The following is a 15,430-nucleotide window of genomic DNA, read 5'->3' as shown; positions in this document are numbered from 1 at the left end:
CCAGCATCATGCTCAATGGTTTAGCTTCTAAGTCTCTTATTTCTTCAAATATCAATAAGTATAGAGCTAATCGCTAGCCACTCTTTTTCGGCGTAGAGCTTTTGGGCATAGAATAGCTCTTACTCACGAATTCCACTTCCTCTACTTCATTGACATGATTAGTGAAAGACGCCAATGCATACAGTGTGTTCGCGACTAAGTTAGCGTATTTAAAAAGAATCGGATCCGGTGACTTTTTGCTTTCATGGTGCTCAATGCTCACCAAAGCTCGCACCACTTTCTTAGCCTGGCAACGACACAAATGAAGCTCGCTCGATACTCGATTTCCACCAGGTAATACAAACCCTTTGAAGCCACCTTCTAGCTGCTCACGGATATGGTGGTAATCTTGCTTAAGCTCGACCAGTTCGGATTCAGTAATCGCTAATTTCCCACGCACTGATCCATTTAAATGATAGATGTTCGGCTGTAGGCGTTGCAGGATCTCGCGAACTTGTGGTTCTAATTCCAATGAAAGAACCAATCCAACTCGGCAGCAAAGCTCATCCGATAGAATCTCAAAATCACAGATAGGACTGTCTTCATAAATAAACGGGTAACAAAACTCGTCCCAATCTCGACTTACTGGTTTCACGTAGCGATCCTTACACATAAATATTAATCAGACGCCAATATACCAAACTCTTTGATTTAGTCTGCTTTTTCTCACATCAACGGTAGTGTGTTTACAACGATTTTTAGACGTAAAAAAGCCCTCACATTGGAGGGCTTCTTAAATAACCAGTTACATGAGGTTACTCGTTAGATACTTTTTTGTGGCCTTCTTGCAAGTGAACGAAATCTACTAGATCGTCACCCGATACTTGGTATGCCTGACCAAAGCCTTTAACGAACAAGCCGTTCTCTGCTTTAAGATTGAACAGAGAGAAATCTTGAAGCTGGCTCAAACCATCAATGATCTCGCCGAAACGCTCTTGCATCTGGCCAATCACTTGAGTCCAAAGCTCGGTTTCACGCTCGACAACACTTGCTTGTGCATCAAACGTTAAACGCTTACGAGCGTAAAGCTGCTTTGAGCTCTCTTCATCTTCAATCATCATCAAAGAAACTTGTGGGTTCTCTTTCAAGTTACGAGCGTGACGAGCAATATCAGAAATTAGAACAAAGTAACCTTCTTGGTTTTGAACGAAGGGTGCGTAACTCACGTTCGGGCGGCCCTCTTCATCAACCGTTGCCAGTTGGAGGGTACGGCGCTCTTGGCGAAACTCTTTAATTTCTGGACCTAGGCGACCTTGTAGACGTTCTTGTTTTACTTGCTGTTCCATGGGTAATTCCTTACTTCGCTTTCTCAGATTTATTATGTTTGCCCGAGGTTGAGCGACCCTAGTGGCGATTTACAATGACCATTAATCTATGTGGTCCTCGAGCATGAATGTGTTATTAACTGCTGCTGATTTTTCTTAAGCTTGTTCTTTTAGTGCTTTGAAGCGTTCTACTTGGTCAGCAATAAGCTCACGCTTTTCATTGCGGCCTAGGTAAATCTTGAAAATATTCTCACCCGTTTCACTGAAGAAACCAAAGTAATGGCTTTCACGACCCATGAACGCTTTGCTCACCAAACCGATATGTTTGATATTGTCTAACTTAAGGTGACCGTGAAGCTCGCCCTCTTTGCCCATAAGGTTGTAGTAACCACGCGCTACTTTGCCTTTCGGGAACGGCGCTTTTACTTCGAAGATTGAGCCAAATGAGTGTACGATCGTGGTCACTGGTCCCCAACCCACTAAGCCTTCCAAGATTTCTTGAGCACGGCTGCCATCTAGCATCACTGCCATGTCGTTTGGAAAAGCAGCGACTACCTCAACCTCTGAAACGCCAAGCTTCTCTGCAATTGCAGTTGGCAGCAGTTTTGGTTCTTCCTCTAGGATGTGCGCGACACGTTGCTCTAGAGTTTCGGTTACTTCTAATGTTGTATCTGTCATTGGATATATTTCCGTATAAACAAGTAATTACGTAAGTTATAAAATGAAAATTCGATATTAAGCGTGCTTCAAGCTTGCATGCGGGTGAACACCCGAAACTGATGCTTTCGGCGCTGGGTGCATCGCTTGATACTCAGCGTTAAGCACTTGAATAACACTCTGAGCTAGGCTTACTGCCCAGAAGCTGCCAGCGATTGTGAGAGTCAGGTAGTCTTCAGATAGCTCAACTAAACCATTCTGTTCCCAGTGTTCGAACAGCGGTTTTAAATAGTCGAATGTCTCTTGTCCCATAAAGCTTGGTAGCGTACTTCGTCTAACAACACCAGAATCGAAACCTGCCTTTAACGTTGAGAACATCGGTTCCAAAGCGCTCTGCTTAGTCATCATGGCAATAGGTAATTGGCCTAGCTTAATAGACTCCATGTAGCTATCTAAAGTTCGATGTTGCATCACACCATGGCCGCCAATGTTGCCACCAGCACCACAACCAACCGGAAGCACTTCGGCATAAGTTTTCGCTAAGCTGTTGTAAATGCTGCGTTCTCGGTTATCACGAGTCCAGTGGTTTACGCTCAGTTGCTTGACCTTGTGCTTTGCCATGAACTCCACACCTGCCAAATACATGCTCGCCTTATCTGGCGTATTTGCAGGTGGTGGGATTTTTCCTTTTTCAACAAGATTAAGCATAGGTGCATTGCCCGCAACAATCAGTTGGTAGAGGTCAATGCCATGTGCGCCAGTAGACATGTAGTCTTCTAAATCTTGTTGGAACACTTCCATAGATTGATGTGGTAATCCGTATAACAGATCAAGAACGATTGGCGCTTGCTCGGTACGACTCAGTGAACTGATACGTTCCAGTACCACCTCTCGGTCATCTAGGCGCTTAGCACTACGTCGAACTTGAGTATTGAAACTTTGAATACCGAATGAGAAACGATTGAAGCCACCTTCAAGCGCACGATCAAACATCTCGTCGCCAAATCGATTGATGCGTCCTTCCAATGTCATTTCCACATCGTTTGCTAGTGGGAAATATTGACGAATCGCTTTACCCAGCTGCTCAACTTGTTGAGGAGATAAATCGGTGGGCGTTCCGCCACCAATATAAACGGCGTGAAATAGTCCAGACTGAGCCCAAGGCGTTTTGGCTTTCTGCTTTAGCTCGACCATCAGTGCATCGAAATACTCATCTACTAATTTACGGCTTGCGGCATTTTGGAAGAAATTACAGAACGTACAGCGCACCCGACAGAAAGGAATGTGGATATACAAGCAACGCTTATCCTGTTTTTTCCCTTCACTCAGCATCAATTCATCAAAGAGTTCTAACTTCTTACTGGGGTCGACCGGAATTGAACTTCCTCCGGCGTGGGCAGAATGCTTTTTTGCAAACGCAAAACGAAGCGGATCAGGGCTAGAAACACCCAAGATTGATTCGTCAAATTTATAAATATCAAGACTCATATAATCTCTCTAAACACTTACATAGCAAAGCCTGGAAGACTATTCGCTAAAAACTGAGAGAATCATAAATACACGCAAATGATAATGCAATTGATAATTGATCTTATTTAGATTCTAAGCAATAATCCGATACAGAATTTTGATTTGGTAAAGGATTGATTGTGAACGTTCCTAGATATGTTATTGCAGGCGGTGCATCGTTAGTGATTCATGCGGCGCTATTATTTGTCGCTCAAGAATCCAAAGTATTTGCGATGCCTGCAGGTAGCCAATCGAACACGGTATCGATCAACTTCACTCCAAAGAGCATGCCTTCTCAAGCTCAACAAAAAACTGTCACTGAGCCCGTTGAACCAGAACCAATCAAAGAACCTGTTTCAAAGGCTGAGCCTAAACCAACGGAGCCAAAAGCCGCTGAACCCAAGCAAGCTAAACCAACACCTAAGAAAAAGGCGATCACCAACAAGCCACAGCCAAAGAAAGTAGAAAAAAAGGTCGTTGAAAAGAAAGTCGAGAAGAAACCGGTTCAAAAGAAACATGTGACTGAGAAAAAGGTCGTGAAGAAAGAACGCCCTAAACCAAAAACAGAATCAACACCACAACCTGAAAAGTTAGCCGACAAGAAAGTCGATAAGAATATGGACGAATCTGCCAACCAGCCTCAGGAAGTAAACCAAGGCGTATCAAACCAAGAGCCAGTCTTAGTCACAAAACCTTCATTCTCTGCTCGTCCTACCCCACCGAATTACCCTCGACAAGCACGACGTCGTGGTATTGAGGGTGTAGCTACTTACGAGATCTGGCTAGACGCTGAAGGTAAACAAGTTAAACAAGCATTAGTAAATTCATCAGGCGCACTGATGCTCGATAACGCCGCATTAGAAGCCATTAAACAATGGAAGTTCTCACCTCACACTGTCAACGGCCGAGCAATCGCTCACCGTGTACAAATACCTGTTCGTTTTAGGTTGGATTAATCATGCAACAAATCAGTTACTTACAAGATCAACTTGGCTTAATGACTTGGCCTCTACTTATCTGTTCAGCACTCACGGCAATGATCATCGCTGAGCGAATCTTCCAAGTCATGCTCAGTATTGGTGTTGGCAAGCGTGCTATTCGCCGCGAGCTCAACCAAATATCACCAACCAACAGCCAAGAAATTGAAGCGCTTGCTCAGTCGATTTCAGGTAAGCGACCGCTGTTGTACAAGGGCGTGTCAATGTTGCTTGCTCACCACTCTTTCTCAAAAGGGTTACGTGAAGATGCTGCGGGGATCTGGCTACAAGAAAAACGCCACCAATTACACGCAGGCCTAAGACTGCTTGGCTTAATCGGCGTGATTAGCCCACTGATTGGGCTGCTGGGCACGGTACTTGGCCTTATTGAAATGTTCAAAGGTGTTGCCGCGACTACAGGCAGCATCACACCAAATGATCTAGCAGACGGCCTTGGATTAGCAATGAGAACGACCGCTGCAGGCTTAATGATCGCACTGCCTGCTATTTCAGGTGCACAACTATTGGGCCTTTGGGCTGACCGAGTGCTTGCTCAACTAGAACACACTCTGAATTACGTAAATGTATGGCTAGAAGGCATGTCTATTCAAACAAACCAGTCTGGCGATGTAAATCATGCGTCTGCAAGCCAAGCCTCTGTAGGTAATGTGAGCCAAGCATGATTAAAACGCCAAACTCATCCCATACGCAGAGCCTAACTCCAGACTTAACGCCTCTGCTCGACATCATTTTTATTGTGATGGTTTTTCTACTGCTTACAGCTTCGGTAAAGCTGGAATCACTCGAAGTTGACCTACCAAGTTCGGACGTAAAAAACGTTTCAGAGGTCCACAAAAATTCGATTAGCGTCAATATCTTAGACCATGAACCTTACTGGGCTATCAACGGAAAAGAATACATTGACTGGGAAAATTTCAAGATCGCCTTGCTCGAAGAGACAGGTTCAACGGATAAAAAGCCGATCATCATTGGCGCGGATAAAGCCGCCAACGTGGAGAACCTAGTGAAACTGCTGTCTTTCCTTCAAGAGAATGGAATTCCTGCAACTCAATTACTCACTGACGATGGCTAGAGCGACACGCGATATTCAGAAGATTTGGCTCTTAGTAACTAAGACCAAGTAGTCGGATCTGAATATCTCCATTGATTAGAACTCACATGCGAACGGACTGCTCACTGAGTTTCTTCGCGATACAAAAAGATATAAAGAACTTATTATGAATAACTTAAACGTGCTCAATAAATTAAAGACCAAGACTCACCTCCTTTCAGTGGCCGCTATGAGCCTGGTATTGACTGCGCCAACTGCGATGGCAAACGACGTCGAACAACCTCGCATCATCAGTGCTGGCAGTGCCGTTACCGAATTAGTTTTGGCGCTTGGTGCAGAAGAACAATTGGTGGGTATTGATGTAACCAGCCGTTTCCCTCAGTCTGAAGACCTACCAAAGATTGGCTACCATAGAAACCTCTCAGCTGAAGGCTTGCTTGCTCTCGAACCCACCACATTGATTGGTTCTGATGAAATGGGACCAGACAACGCGATCTCACAACTTAAATCTGCGGGCGTCGATGTCGAAATCGTGAACACCGAGGCTAACGTTGAAGGGCTACTAAAACGTATCGACCAAATCGCAAAGATCACACACACCGAAGATCACTCACAACAAGTCAAAGCCGATGTGAATCAAAAGATTGCTGCACTAAAAGCAAATCAAGTACCGAAGAATGAAGCAAAGAAAGTACTGTTCCTATTGCTGCACGAAGGTCGCCCTGCGAACGTTGCTGGCGGTGAAACATCACCAAATGCGATCATTGAGTTGGCTGGCGGTATCAACCCAGCCGCTCAAAGCCTTACATCTTACAAACCATTATCAATGGAATCGCTTGTCGAAATGCAACCTGATGTCATTTTAGTGAGTGGCCGCAGTTACCAAAAAATGGGCGGCGCTGATGCGATTCTTAAATCATTACCCATGTTAGCGGCAACCCCTGCAGGTATGAACAAGCAAATCATCACCGTGAATGGCAGTGCTTTGGTTGGTGGGCTTGGCCTAGAAAGTCTCTCTGAAGCCAAGCGTTTAAACGCACTTATCTACCCGCTATAACTCGACCACCCTATTTCTGCTATCGCTAATCCACTCCCCCTCACCACAGACTCACGTTGTTAGTAAAGGGGGTTAAAGTTAGAGATAGATATTGAGGCCCTTTATGTTGTTACGATCCGTCCCACTGAAAACATCGATGTTCGGCCTAGGTGCAACCCTAGCTTTTGTCGCACTGTACTCGATTACTGTTGGGCCAATGAACATTAGCTTAGCGGACAGCGCCACAAGCTTAATTCAACCAAACAATGACTTAGCACCTCACATCAACTTGGTGATTCAAGAAATTCGCTTACCTAGAACCATCTTGTGCATGCTGATTGGTGCAATCCTCGCCTTGTGTGGCGCAGTAATGCAGGGTTTGTTTAGAAACCCACTTGCAGAACCTGGCATCATCGGTGTGTCTGCGGGCGCAGCATTAGGTGCAGCATTGGCGATTGTTTTGTTTTCTGAGCTTTCACTTCAATACCCGGCATTCATGAACTTTGCCGCAGTGCCTGTATTTGCCTTTTTGGGTGGCGCTCTAACCACATTGCTGGTTTACAAACTTGGTACTGGCAAATTCGGCACCTCAGTGACTATCATGCTATTGGCAGGTGTGGCGATCAGCGCACTTTCAGGTGCAGGGATTGGCTTCTTAAACTTCATCGCAGATGATCAAATGTTGCGTGACCTGTCGCTATGGTCGATGGGGTCATTAGCAGGCGCTAAATGGTCAGGGATTATACTTGCTGCTGTCACCCTCGTTGGGCTATTCGTCGTTTTCTACCGCCAAGCAATGTCTTTGAATGCCTTACTCTTAGGTGAATCAGAAGCGCAACACCTAGGCATTCCAGTTCAAAAACTGAAACGACAGCTGATTCTACTGACGGCTGCAGGCGTTGGGATCACCGTTAGCCTGTCCGGCATGATTGGCTTTATCGGGCTGGTGATCCCTCATTTAGGCCGCATGTTAGCGGGTCCTGATCACCGAGTTCTATTGCCATTGTCAGCGGTGCTAGGTGCACTACTGTTAACAGCGGCAGACATGTTCTCACGCGTTGCTCTTGCACCAGCCGAATTACCGGTAGGTATTGTCACTGCGATTATTGGCGCGCCCTTCTTCTTGTACCTACTATTCCAACAGAAAGGGAGAATCCTTTAATGTTTCCTGCAGCGTTAAAAGCAACCGACATCGAAGTGAAGTTCGGCAGCAAAGTGATTTTAGATGGCGTTTCTATTGAGATTGAAGCAGGAAAGGTAACCACACTACTTGGGCCAAACGGCGCAGGCAAAAGCACACTGCTCAAAGCCTTATGCCAAGAGATATCAAGTATCGGCGACATTCAATATTTTGGGCATGCTAAAGACAAATGGCCTTCACACAAGTTGGCGAAACATCTGGCTATGCTTCCTCAACACAGTACGTTGACCTTCCCATTTTTGGCACGCGAAGTTGTCGAGCTTGGTGGCATTCCACTGCAAGAGTCAAACAAAACACTGACCAACATCGCGAACCAAAAAATGGACATCGCCGATGTATCTCACTTAGGAGAGAGGCTATACCCTTCTCTGTCTGGCGGTGAAAAGCAGAGAGTTCACTTGGCTCGAGTACTCACCCAACTCCACCACTCTGGCGATCAATGCATCTTAATGCTTGATGAACCCACCTCTGCATTAGATCTTGCCCACCAGCACAACACGCTAAAGATCGCGAGAGAACTTGCAGACAATCATAATGCTGCCGTTATCGTGGTATTGCACGACCTCAACTTAGCGGCTCAGTACTCAGACCGATTGGTGGTTCTGAAAGATGGCAACCTAGTGTGCGATGGCAGCCCTTGGGAAGCACTCAAGCCGTCAATGATTGAAGATGTTTATGGATATAAAAGCATCGTAGAAAAGCACCCTACGATGAGCTTTCCTCAGGTACACCCCGCACAATAAACTCGATTCAGATCCTGCTCATTTTGAGCACCCTCTCCTAATAACAATTAAGTCACTATAAGCTTCGATTTTATCGAGGCTTTTTATTGGCTCATAGCCTCTCTCTCGCCTTAAACTCAATTTTATTAGCAACCATAGCAATGAACTCCAAAACGCCTCACTAAGAGCGTTTGAGGCTCTATAAGTGAACATTATCAATTAGGGTTGCTTAGCTTTTCACAGTAAGGGCGAAGGAAGGGCATGAATGTAAACGGTTAAAAAGAAAAGAAATAACGACCTTGGATACAAAGAAATCAGATAAAGAAAGCGCGGTGAGTACGATGGAAAAAGAACAAGAGTACAAACGATAGGCACAAAAAAAGCTCCCGTAGGAGCTTCTTTCAGAATGCGTTGATTATTGGCTCATACGAATCAATGATTTACCAATCAACCACTCAAGTTCTTTACCGCTTGTATCGCCAAACTGAGTCTCGGTCAGCTTGTAAAGACGATCAATACCGTTCGCCGCAAATTCGTGCGCGCTTTCAGCAGTAACGATATGATGGAAAAGTAAACGTAAGATTGCTAGGAACTCCGCGTCTTCAAGCGCTTTAACCCAGCTAGCTGAAAATGCATCAAGACCATTTTCGAAATCAATGTGCTCCATGAACATCTTAAAGATTCGACCGTCTAGAGCAGCTGTGAAATCTGTTTTCTTTGGAAAGTGGTGGCTTATACCTGTACGAGAAACGCCCGTTTGCTGACTCAACGTCGTGTATGACATCTTGTCGTAACCCAACCTTAGTAACTGGTCTACAACGGCATCCATGATCTTCTGGATTGTGATTTCTGTATCTTCTTTACTACGCTTTGGCATATTCAGGCTCTTCTCTTTGTAAATCCATCTAACTCAATCAAATGAAGTCAGAATGAAAATTGTTATCAGCATTATGTGAGCAAGGCATTTTTTCGCAAGTATTTCCATTAAAATACCCGCCAGTACTTCGCATAAACAACTTTACAGTGCTGCCTCTTTGGGCACTTTGTCTAATTATTCTTCGAAAGTAACCTTACCGCTCTAAGTGGTTAATCTAAAATAACTACTTAGAATATCAAATACCCAACAATAAATTCATTGTATAAATACCTATCAAGCAATAGATAGTCTTATAAAATTAGTCACGACGCAACTAACTGAATGATATTCTAACAAATTAATGACACTGCTTTTCAACAAAACATGAGATAGATCACATACATATTTGTCGGCGCGAATGTACATATTCATTTAATCCCACAACAAACAACATAGCATACCAGTACAAATTAGTTCAAAGATTTTAATTTTTGTAGATACAGTTCAAATTGCTCGTTAGAATAACCTCAGATTTTGTAAGAGGATTATTTATGAGCCAAGATATTGGTAACAACGACGTATGTGAAGCTTGCGGCTGCGCGGGCGAAATCGGGTTCATCATCAAAGAAGGCGACGATGTTGCTGAGGTAACGGTTTACGGTAACTCAAAAGCCCTAATTGAAACTGAATTTGCAAAGTACGTAGAGCTAGCAAAGCAAGTATCTAGCAATGTTGAGTATGAAGCGTCAGAAATGACCGAAGAAAGTACTGAATTGCATGCACGCTTCAAGTTCGAAGTAAGCGCAGAAAAGATTATTTTCGAACTTAAGACTCGCTCTCTAGCGCGTTAATATAAGCATTTATGCTCTTATATAAAGACGAGTAAAATTACTCGTCTTTTTTTATTTGTATCCAAGCAAGTGCCCCATTCGTTTCAAAATCGTTTTCCGCAGCACACTGAATCACAACACCAGAGACTTCGAGTACCGCTCCAATACTGTATGCCTTGTCATCGTAATAACAAACTCGTTGCTGTTGACCGCTTTGAGTAACGACCACCGCAGCCTTCCCCGGCGTTGAAATTACTTTATTCGCATTGGCAGGCATTGAGCAAAACATTGCACTTGCTACCAAGACGCTCTTAATTATTTGTATATTTACTCTAGTCATCCATTTACCTGCCATTGTCGCTGAATTTCTGATTGGCCAAACGATTTCTATTTTATCTACCGCCAAATGGGTAAAACACTGTGCGAGAATAATTTTTCCATTATAGTGTTAACGTCTATCGTAATAAGAAGCCTGTTATGCTCAGAATAATTGCACTTATTATTGGTTCTTTAACCATAACAAATGTCAGTGCAGAACCAATCGATCACTATCAAATATTGAACCATCTGGACAATTACGGAAACTTATATCTCCGAAATAAGCCTTACACAGCGCTTCCAACCGGTTTAGTGGTCGATGGTAATCTTAATATCGAAAACACCCCGATCACACGTTTACCTAAAGGGCTTGATGTTAACGGCAGCCTCAAGGCTTCTAATAGTCAGCTAACCAGAGTAGCAAGTGGTGTAAAAATCAAAGGCTACGCCGACTTCATGGGGAGCAAAATCACCAGCTGGCCTAAAGGTGTAAGAGTCGGCGGGTTCATTAATTTCACTGACACTCCATTGCAAAGGCTGCCCAACGGCCTGCGAGTGAGAGGCGACCTCAGTGTGATTCGCACCCCTTTAACCGAACTGCCGAATGGCATTGTGATTGATGGTGACCTGTATATCGGCGGCTCAGCAATTACTGCATTCCCAGAAACGATGACGGTGAAAGGCAATATCTATTTAGGTGGCAACACCGTCACGACTTGGCCAACAAATTTAGAACTTGGCGGTGCAGTGGCGCGCTAGCCTTGCCTATGGCTTAGCCTCTTACCATCAAAAAGTATAAGTAAAAAACAAAAAAGGAGCTCAAGGCTCCTTTTTCAATTCAATCAATTAAGCGAAATCTTCGTTAACCAATGTTCTTCACTGGGTTCGCGTAGCTGTCGATCAAGTACTGACGCGCACCTTTTGGCAACGTTGCTAGCTTGTCTTCGAACTCTTTCTTAACCGTAGCTGTGATCGAGTCATCTTCTTTCTCTGCCGCCAGCAGGTTTACTGGGAACAGCTTGTAGTTATCATGGATCTGACGGTCAATCTCTTCAGCCAATGCTTCTGGAGTCTCAAAGTCTTGATCGATAACCTGACCAAATCCAACGTGGATGCGCCCTTTATTACCCACGATACCTTGGATAATGCTCTCGATATCTTCAAATTCGCCTTTTTCGTAACTGCCGTTTACATCTTTTTCAAACAGCTCGATCGCTTTAGCCGTATCACAAGGATCATTCTCATATGAGATAGAGACAGGGACAATCTTCAGTGACTTCACGTATTCAGGGAACGCCAGCTTCTGCTTACGTCCTTCAACATGAAACATTTTAAGGATTGCAGGATCAGTGAAGTCATTACCGTCTTTTGCACGGCCTTCTTTCTGAGCGATCCAGATAGAGTTACCAGTATCTAAAGAGTGCTTAATGTAAGAAGAGAGCTGGCCTAACGCTTTCATCATTTCACGCGGCCCTTTAAGCGAGCGCTTAACGATAAAGCTCTTATTCAAGCGCATCAACTCTGTCGCACACGGCTTCTTCAAAAGGTTATCACCGATCGCAATGCGACAAGTTTGGTGATTCTGTTGATGCAATGCGTAGTTCACCAACGCTGGATCCATAGCAATGTCACGATGGTTTGATACAAACAAGTATGCTTGATTCACATCCAATGACTCTAAGCCTGTGTACGTCACACCGTTTGTGGTGTTCGCTAGCGTGTCACGTAAGTACTTTTTCACTTCAATCTGAATGGATTCAACGCTAGTCAGCTTGCTCCACTTCATTTTTAAGTAAACACGTAGAATTGGGCTCATTAATGCTTGGAACCAAGCTGCGTGATTTGAAAAACGGTAGTTCAGAATCGCACTGATGAACTCTTCATCATTAATAAGACGGTTTAGTGCCGCTGGAATTTCATCATCGCCGTAAGGGCGAATATCAACATATGGATCGGTTGGAGAGGTCATTTTTTCATTCATATAATAAAAAGCTGGCTCATTCTACGCGTTGTTTTGACTTCTCGCAGCTACAGAGCCCATACTTTTGACAAGGTCAGACCAGAAACAGTGAAAATCCCCTGTTATTGTTGGCATTCTTTAAGATTAACGGTAATCTTGACGCCCCAAAATTAAGGTACTATCTATGAACTTCGCTATTGAATATACATCGGCTTACTTTTCACACTTGGTGATCACACCACGCAAGAAAGTACTAAAACATAGCCTTGTATCGGTTCAAAGTGGCTTGGTTTTGATCAAACTGGGTAAGCAAGAGTACGCTGTTGAACCTGGCCAAAGCATTTGGATTCCCTTTGACTGCTTAACTTCGTTGACTTACTTCCCAAACACTCAAGTTAGCCGTGTCGATTTCTCAGTGCGACTGACAGATGCCTTCCCGCGCCAAGCTGGTTACATCACGCAAACTAACCTCTCTTTGGCGTTGCTAGAGAAACTAGAGCTGACTCACGGCCGAGCTTCAGGTGCGAACAATACCGAGCAAGCGTGTAAAGATATGCTCTCTGTACTCAAGCAAGAAGTGTTGGCATTCAAGCCACTGCTTTGTGAAAGTGCGTTGTCTCAACGATTCAATCAGTGGAACATTGATGACTCTAACCTGCCACAAGAGCACACCTTAGTCATGGTAATGCGCGAAGCTAAGAAGCGCATGCAATCAGGTCAAAAGCGCTCTGCCGTAATCGACGACTTATTCTCAGGTAAAGAAGAAGAGTTTGAACAGTTGTGTATGCTGGTGTTTGGTGATGACCTATAGTCACTAATCAGAGCGATCGTCGCTAAGAAAAGCGAGAACCTAGATACTAAAAAGCCGCAAAAACTGAGTTTCTGCGGCTTTTTTAATTCTTAGTACTAATTCAGGTAAAATAGAAGCTAAGTTAGCAATCTTGAAGAACAATAGCGTCCTTCTAAAACGGTAACTCGACCTGCATCATCAAATCGGCATCTCTTGAATCATGCCAACGATAATCAAAGCGCATACGAGGTTGCCCTTCTACTTTCTCTCCGAAGCCAATGCTTAATTGCAAACCGTGATTCAAAAGCCACTCTTCAGTAGACATATCATATTGCGCATCTTCTAAGTCTTCAGGAAACCACATCCCTAAGCCAACATAATTTGACTCAAGGCTTTGAGTTAACAGTGGTGCATCTTTGGTTTGAAGTACCCAGTCAGACCAATAGTCTGGTGTGCTCTCGGCTTCGTCTTCACTCATACCAGTGATTTCCAGCATGCGCTCACCAAAAGACTCAATGCTCGTAGAAAGATCTAGACAGCTATTCTCATCATCAGAAGTCAGCATGATTGAATCTAAGCTAAAAAAGTCACATTCAGCCTGTGCAGGTAAACTGCATGCTGCAATGATCATCGTCGCTGGTATCGCGCGCTTTAGCATAGTCATCAGACCTCTTGAATTAGTGAATCTACATTATTGTATACAGTCCACTATCTTGCAACATCTTTGTAACTGACTTTGTGCTCAGTTTTGATACATCGCTTCCACTTATCAACGCATTACGAATGTCTGTGCTACGGATCTTCACCTTCTCTGGGCAAGCCATTACAGACCATCGCTCGGTAATCTCACCTGATTTATAGAAAGATGAGAACTTGAAGAAGTTGTCCGGTCCGATAACAAACGTGAGTTCAGCGTCACCATGTAACTTTTGTAATTCACTGAGTACAGCATAAGTTGTCACACTTTCACCGGGCGTAAACAAACTCTTTTCGATCAATGATAGTTCAACTTGATCCAATGAAAGATCACTAATAAATGCGTTAACTAACTGACATCTCGTATCAAAGTCTAGCATCTCTTTTCCCCAAGCATGGGCAATACTTGGTACCAGAAGAATCTTGTCGAAATGAGCCAGTGAATCAATCACACTTTTATGCCCTAAGCTCGGCGGATTAAACGCACTACCGAAAATGGCTATTTTTTCCATTATTAATTGCTGCCTTCTCTTTCTAAGCTTGTGCAAAGAGGTTTTTAAATCGAATGATTTAGGTATGATAACACTAGATTTTTAATTTGCTTGCAGGAAAGGAATACGAATGGAACAGTTAATTCGTGACGAAATGCGCGTACTACCTTCAATTGACCCTCACTTCGAAGTGACTCGTCGTGTGGACTTTATCAAAACGAAACTTCAGCAGTCAGGCTGCAAGTCCCTGATCCTTGGTATCAGTGGTGGCGTAGACTCGACTACCTGTGGTCGTCTAGCACAACTGGCTGTTGACAGCTTGAATGAAAACTCTGGCAGCAACGACTACCAATTCATCGCAGTTCGCCTACCTTACGGTGAGCAAAAAGATGAAGATGAAGCACAACTTGCTCTCTCTTTTATCCAGCCTTCTCAATCAGTTTCTGTGAACATTAAAGCAGGTGTTGATGGACTTCACGCGGCTTCTCACGTTGCACTTGAAGGAACGGGTCTACTACCAACAGACTCTGCGAAGATCGACTTTGTAAAAGGTAACGTAAAAGCTCGAGCTCGTATGATCGCGCAGTACGAAATCGCAGGTTATGTAGGTGGTCTTGTGATTGGTACTGATCACTCAGCAGAAAACATCACTGGCTTCTACACCAAACACGGTGACGGTGCCTGTGATCTAGCGCCTTTGTTTGGCCTGAACAAGCGTCAAGTTCGTGAACTTGCAGCAACGCTAGGTGCGCCAGAGCTATTGGTTAAGAAAGTTCCTACTGCCGACCTAGAAGAGCTTGATCCACAGAAAGCCGACGAAGCAGCATTGAACCTTTCTTACGATCAGATCGATGATTTCCTTGAAGGAAAAGAAGTCCCTCAAGATGTGTCAGACCGCTTAGTAAGCATCTACAAAGCGACACAACACAAGCGCCAACCCATCCCGACGATCTACGATTAATAGTCTAAATTAATCTCAGAATCAAAAAGGCCGTAAGTTCAGTAAACTTC

General features: G+C 44.1%; 19 protein-coding genes. 10 read left to right on the top strand and 9 right to left on the bottom strand.

What is annotated here, in order from left to right; all coding sequences use genetic code 11:
• Positions 1–73 precede the first annotated feature (73 nt).
• The 4 genes from F0251_RS05655 to hutW form a co-directional block, all read right to left on the bottom strand.
• The gene (locus tag F0251_RS05655) at positions 74–634 is read right to left on the bottom strand and encodes an ATP:cob(I)alamin adenosyltransferase (RefSeq protein WP_171730539.1); all 561 of its coding nucleotides are present in this window, start codon (positions 632–634) and stop codon (positions 74–76) included.
• A 160-nt stretch (positions 635–794) separates the two neighbouring features.
• Positions 795–1,325 carry a heme utilization protein HutZ gene (gene hutZ / locus F0251_RS05650; RefSeq protein ID WP_102295703.1) on the bottom strand — a complete coding sequence of 177 codons (531 nt, stop codon included), beginning with the start codon at positions 1,323–1,325 and terminating at the stop codon, positions 795–797.
• Positions 1,326–1,460: 135 nt separating this feature from the next.
• The gene (hutX, locus tag F0251_RS05645) at positions 1,461–1,982 is read right to left on the bottom strand and encodes a heme utilization cystosolic carrier protein HutX (RefSeq protein WP_061032216.1); all 522 of its coding nucleotides are present in this window, start codon (positions 1,980–1,982) and stop codon (positions 1,461–1,463) included.
• Positions 1,983–2,039: 57 nt separating this feature from the next.
• On the bottom strand, positions 2,040–3,449 hold the full coding sequence (hutW, locus tag F0251_RS05640) for a heme anaerobic degradation radical SAM methyltransferase ChuW/HutW (protein ID WP_061032215.1): 1,410 nt from the start codon (positions 3,447–3,449) through the stop codon (positions 2,040–2,042).
• A 161-nt stretch (positions 3,450–3,610) separates the two neighbouring features.
• On the opposite strand from hutW, the gene F0251_RS05635 reads away from it, so the two are divergent.
• From F0251_RS05635 to F0251_RS05610, 6 genes are all read left to right on the top strand, one after another.
• Positions 3,611–4,426: an energy transducer TonB gene (locus tag F0251_RS05635; RefSeq protein ID WP_105058412.1), complete on the top strand. Its 816-nt coding sequence runs from the start codon at positions 3,611–3,613 to the stop codon at positions 4,424–4,426.
• Positions 4,427–4,428: 2 nt separating this feature from the next.
• Positions 4,429–5,130: a MotA/TolQ/ExbB proton channel family protein gene (locus tag F0251_RS05630; protein WP_061032213.1), complete on the top strand. Its 702-nt coding sequence runs from the start codon at positions 4,429–4,431 to the stop codon at positions 5,128–5,130.
• Complete coding sequence (locus F0251_RS05625) at positions 5,127–5,540, top strand: biopolymer transporter ExbD (protein WP_061032212.1); 414 nt, start codon at positions 5,127–5,129, stop codon at positions 5,538–5,540. The genes F0251_RS05630 and F0251_RS05625 overlap by 4 nt, the downstream gene beginning before the upstream one ends.
• A 145-nt stretch (positions 5,541–5,685) precedes the next feature.
• Entirely contained in the window at positions 5,686–6,576 is an 891-nt protein-coding gene (locus F0251_RS05620; RefSeq protein ID WP_171730538.1) for a hemin ABC transporter substrate-binding protein, read from the top strand.
• A 103-nt stretch (positions 6,577–6,679) separates the two neighbouring features.
• Entirely contained in the window at positions 6,680–7,717 is a 1,038-nt protein-coding gene (locus F0251_RS05615) for an iron ABC transporter permease (RefSeq protein WP_061032210.1), read from the top strand.
• On the top strand, positions 7,717–8,499 hold the full coding sequence (locus F0251_RS05610) for a heme ABC transporter ATP-binding protein (protein ID WP_105058415.1): 783 nt from the start codon (positions 7,717–7,719) through the stop codon (positions 8,497–8,499). The genes F0251_RS05615 and F0251_RS05610 overlap by 1 nt, the downstream gene beginning before the upstream one ends.
• A gap of 394 nt (positions 8,500–8,893) precedes the next feature.
• On the opposite strand, the gene F0251_RS05605 is transcribed toward F0251_RS05610, so the two are convergent.
• On the bottom strand, positions 8,894–9,355 hold the full coding sequence (locus F0251_RS05605) for a TetR/AcrR family transcriptional regulator (protein ID WP_061032208.1): 462 nt from the start codon (positions 9,353–9,355) through the stop codon (positions 8,894–8,896).
• A 530-nt stretch (positions 9,356–9,885) separates the two neighbouring features.
• Between F0251_RS05605 and F0251_RS05600 the strand changes: the two genes are divergently transcribed.
• Positions 9,886–10,185 carry a YfcZ/YiiS family protein gene (locus F0251_RS05600; RefSeq protein ID WP_061032207.1) on the top strand — a complete coding sequence of 100 codons (300 nt, stop codon included), beginning with the start codon at positions 9,886–9,888 and terminating at the stop codon, positions 10,183–10,185.
• A 37-nt stretch (positions 10,186–10,222) separates the two neighbouring features.
• On the opposite strand, the gene F0251_RS05595 is transcribed toward F0251_RS05600, so the two are convergent.
• A complete protein-coding gene (locus F0251_RS05595) occupies positions 10,223–10,519 on the bottom strand; it encodes a YnjH family protein (RefSeq protein WP_061032397.1) in 297 nt (98 codons plus the stop codon).
• A 122-nt stretch (positions 10,520–10,641) separates the two neighbouring features.
• Between F0251_RS05595 and F0251_RS05590 the strand changes: the two genes are divergently transcribed.
• The gene (locus tag F0251_RS05590; protein ID WP_008215701.1) at positions 10,642–11,241 is read left to right on the top strand and encodes a hypothetical protein; all 600 of its coding nucleotides are present in this window, start codon (positions 10,642–10,644) and stop codon (positions 11,239–11,241) included.
• A gap of 103 nt (positions 11,242–11,344) precedes the next feature.
• Here the strand turns inward: F0251_RS05590 and F0251_RS05585 are convergent, their stop codons facing one another.
• A complete protein-coding gene (locus F0251_RS05585) occupies positions 11,345–12,451 on the bottom strand; it encodes a 1-acyl-sn-glycerol-3-phosphate acyltransferase (RefSeq protein WP_032498059.1) in 1,107 nt (368 codons plus the stop codon).
• Positions 12,452–12,626: 175 nt separating this feature from the next.
• Between F0251_RS05585 and F0251_RS05580 the strand changes: the two genes are divergently transcribed.
• On the top strand, positions 12,627–13,253 hold the full coding sequence (locus tag F0251_RS05580) for an AraC family transcriptional regulator (protein ID WP_116871306.1): 627 nt from the start codon (positions 12,627–12,629) through the stop codon (positions 13,251–13,253).
• 151 nt (positions 13,254–13,404) lie between these two features.
• Here the strand turns inward: F0251_RS05580 and F0251_RS05575 are convergent, their stop codons facing one another.
• Together F0251_RS05575 and F0251_RS05570 are read right to left on the bottom strand one after the other, a co-directional pair.
• Positions 13,405–13,896, bottom strand: coding sequence for a hypothetical protein (locus F0251_RS05575; RefSeq protein ID WP_116871305.1), 492 nt, complete (start codon positions 13,894–13,896; stop codon positions 13,405–13,407).
• Between the two features lie 22 nt (positions 13,897–13,918).
• The gene (locus tag F0251_RS05570) at positions 13,919–14,440 is read right to left on the bottom strand and encodes a nicotinate-nicotinamide nucleotide adenylyltransferase (RefSeq protein ID WP_061032204.1); all 522 of its coding nucleotides are present in this window, start codon (positions 14,438–14,440) and stop codon (positions 13,919–13,921) included.
• Between the two features lie 109 nt (positions 14,441–14,549).
• On the opposite strand from F0251_RS05570, the gene nadE reads away from it, so the two are divergent.
• Positions 14,550–15,380, top strand: a complete 831-nt coding sequence (gene nadE, locus F0251_RS05565; protein WP_061032203.1) for an ammonia-dependent NAD(+) synthetase — start codon at positions 14,550–14,552, stop codon at positions 15,378–15,380.
• The last annotated feature ends 50 nt before the right edge of the window (positions 15,381–15,430 follow it).

It is taken from the genome of Vibrio sp. 070316B, from assembly GCF_013114115.1.
GTDB lineage: Bacteria > Pseudomonadota > Gammaproteobacteria > Enterobacterales > Vibrionaceae > Vibrio > Vibrio chagasii_B.
This window is presented reverse-complemented; position numbering and strand designations above follow the sequence as displayed.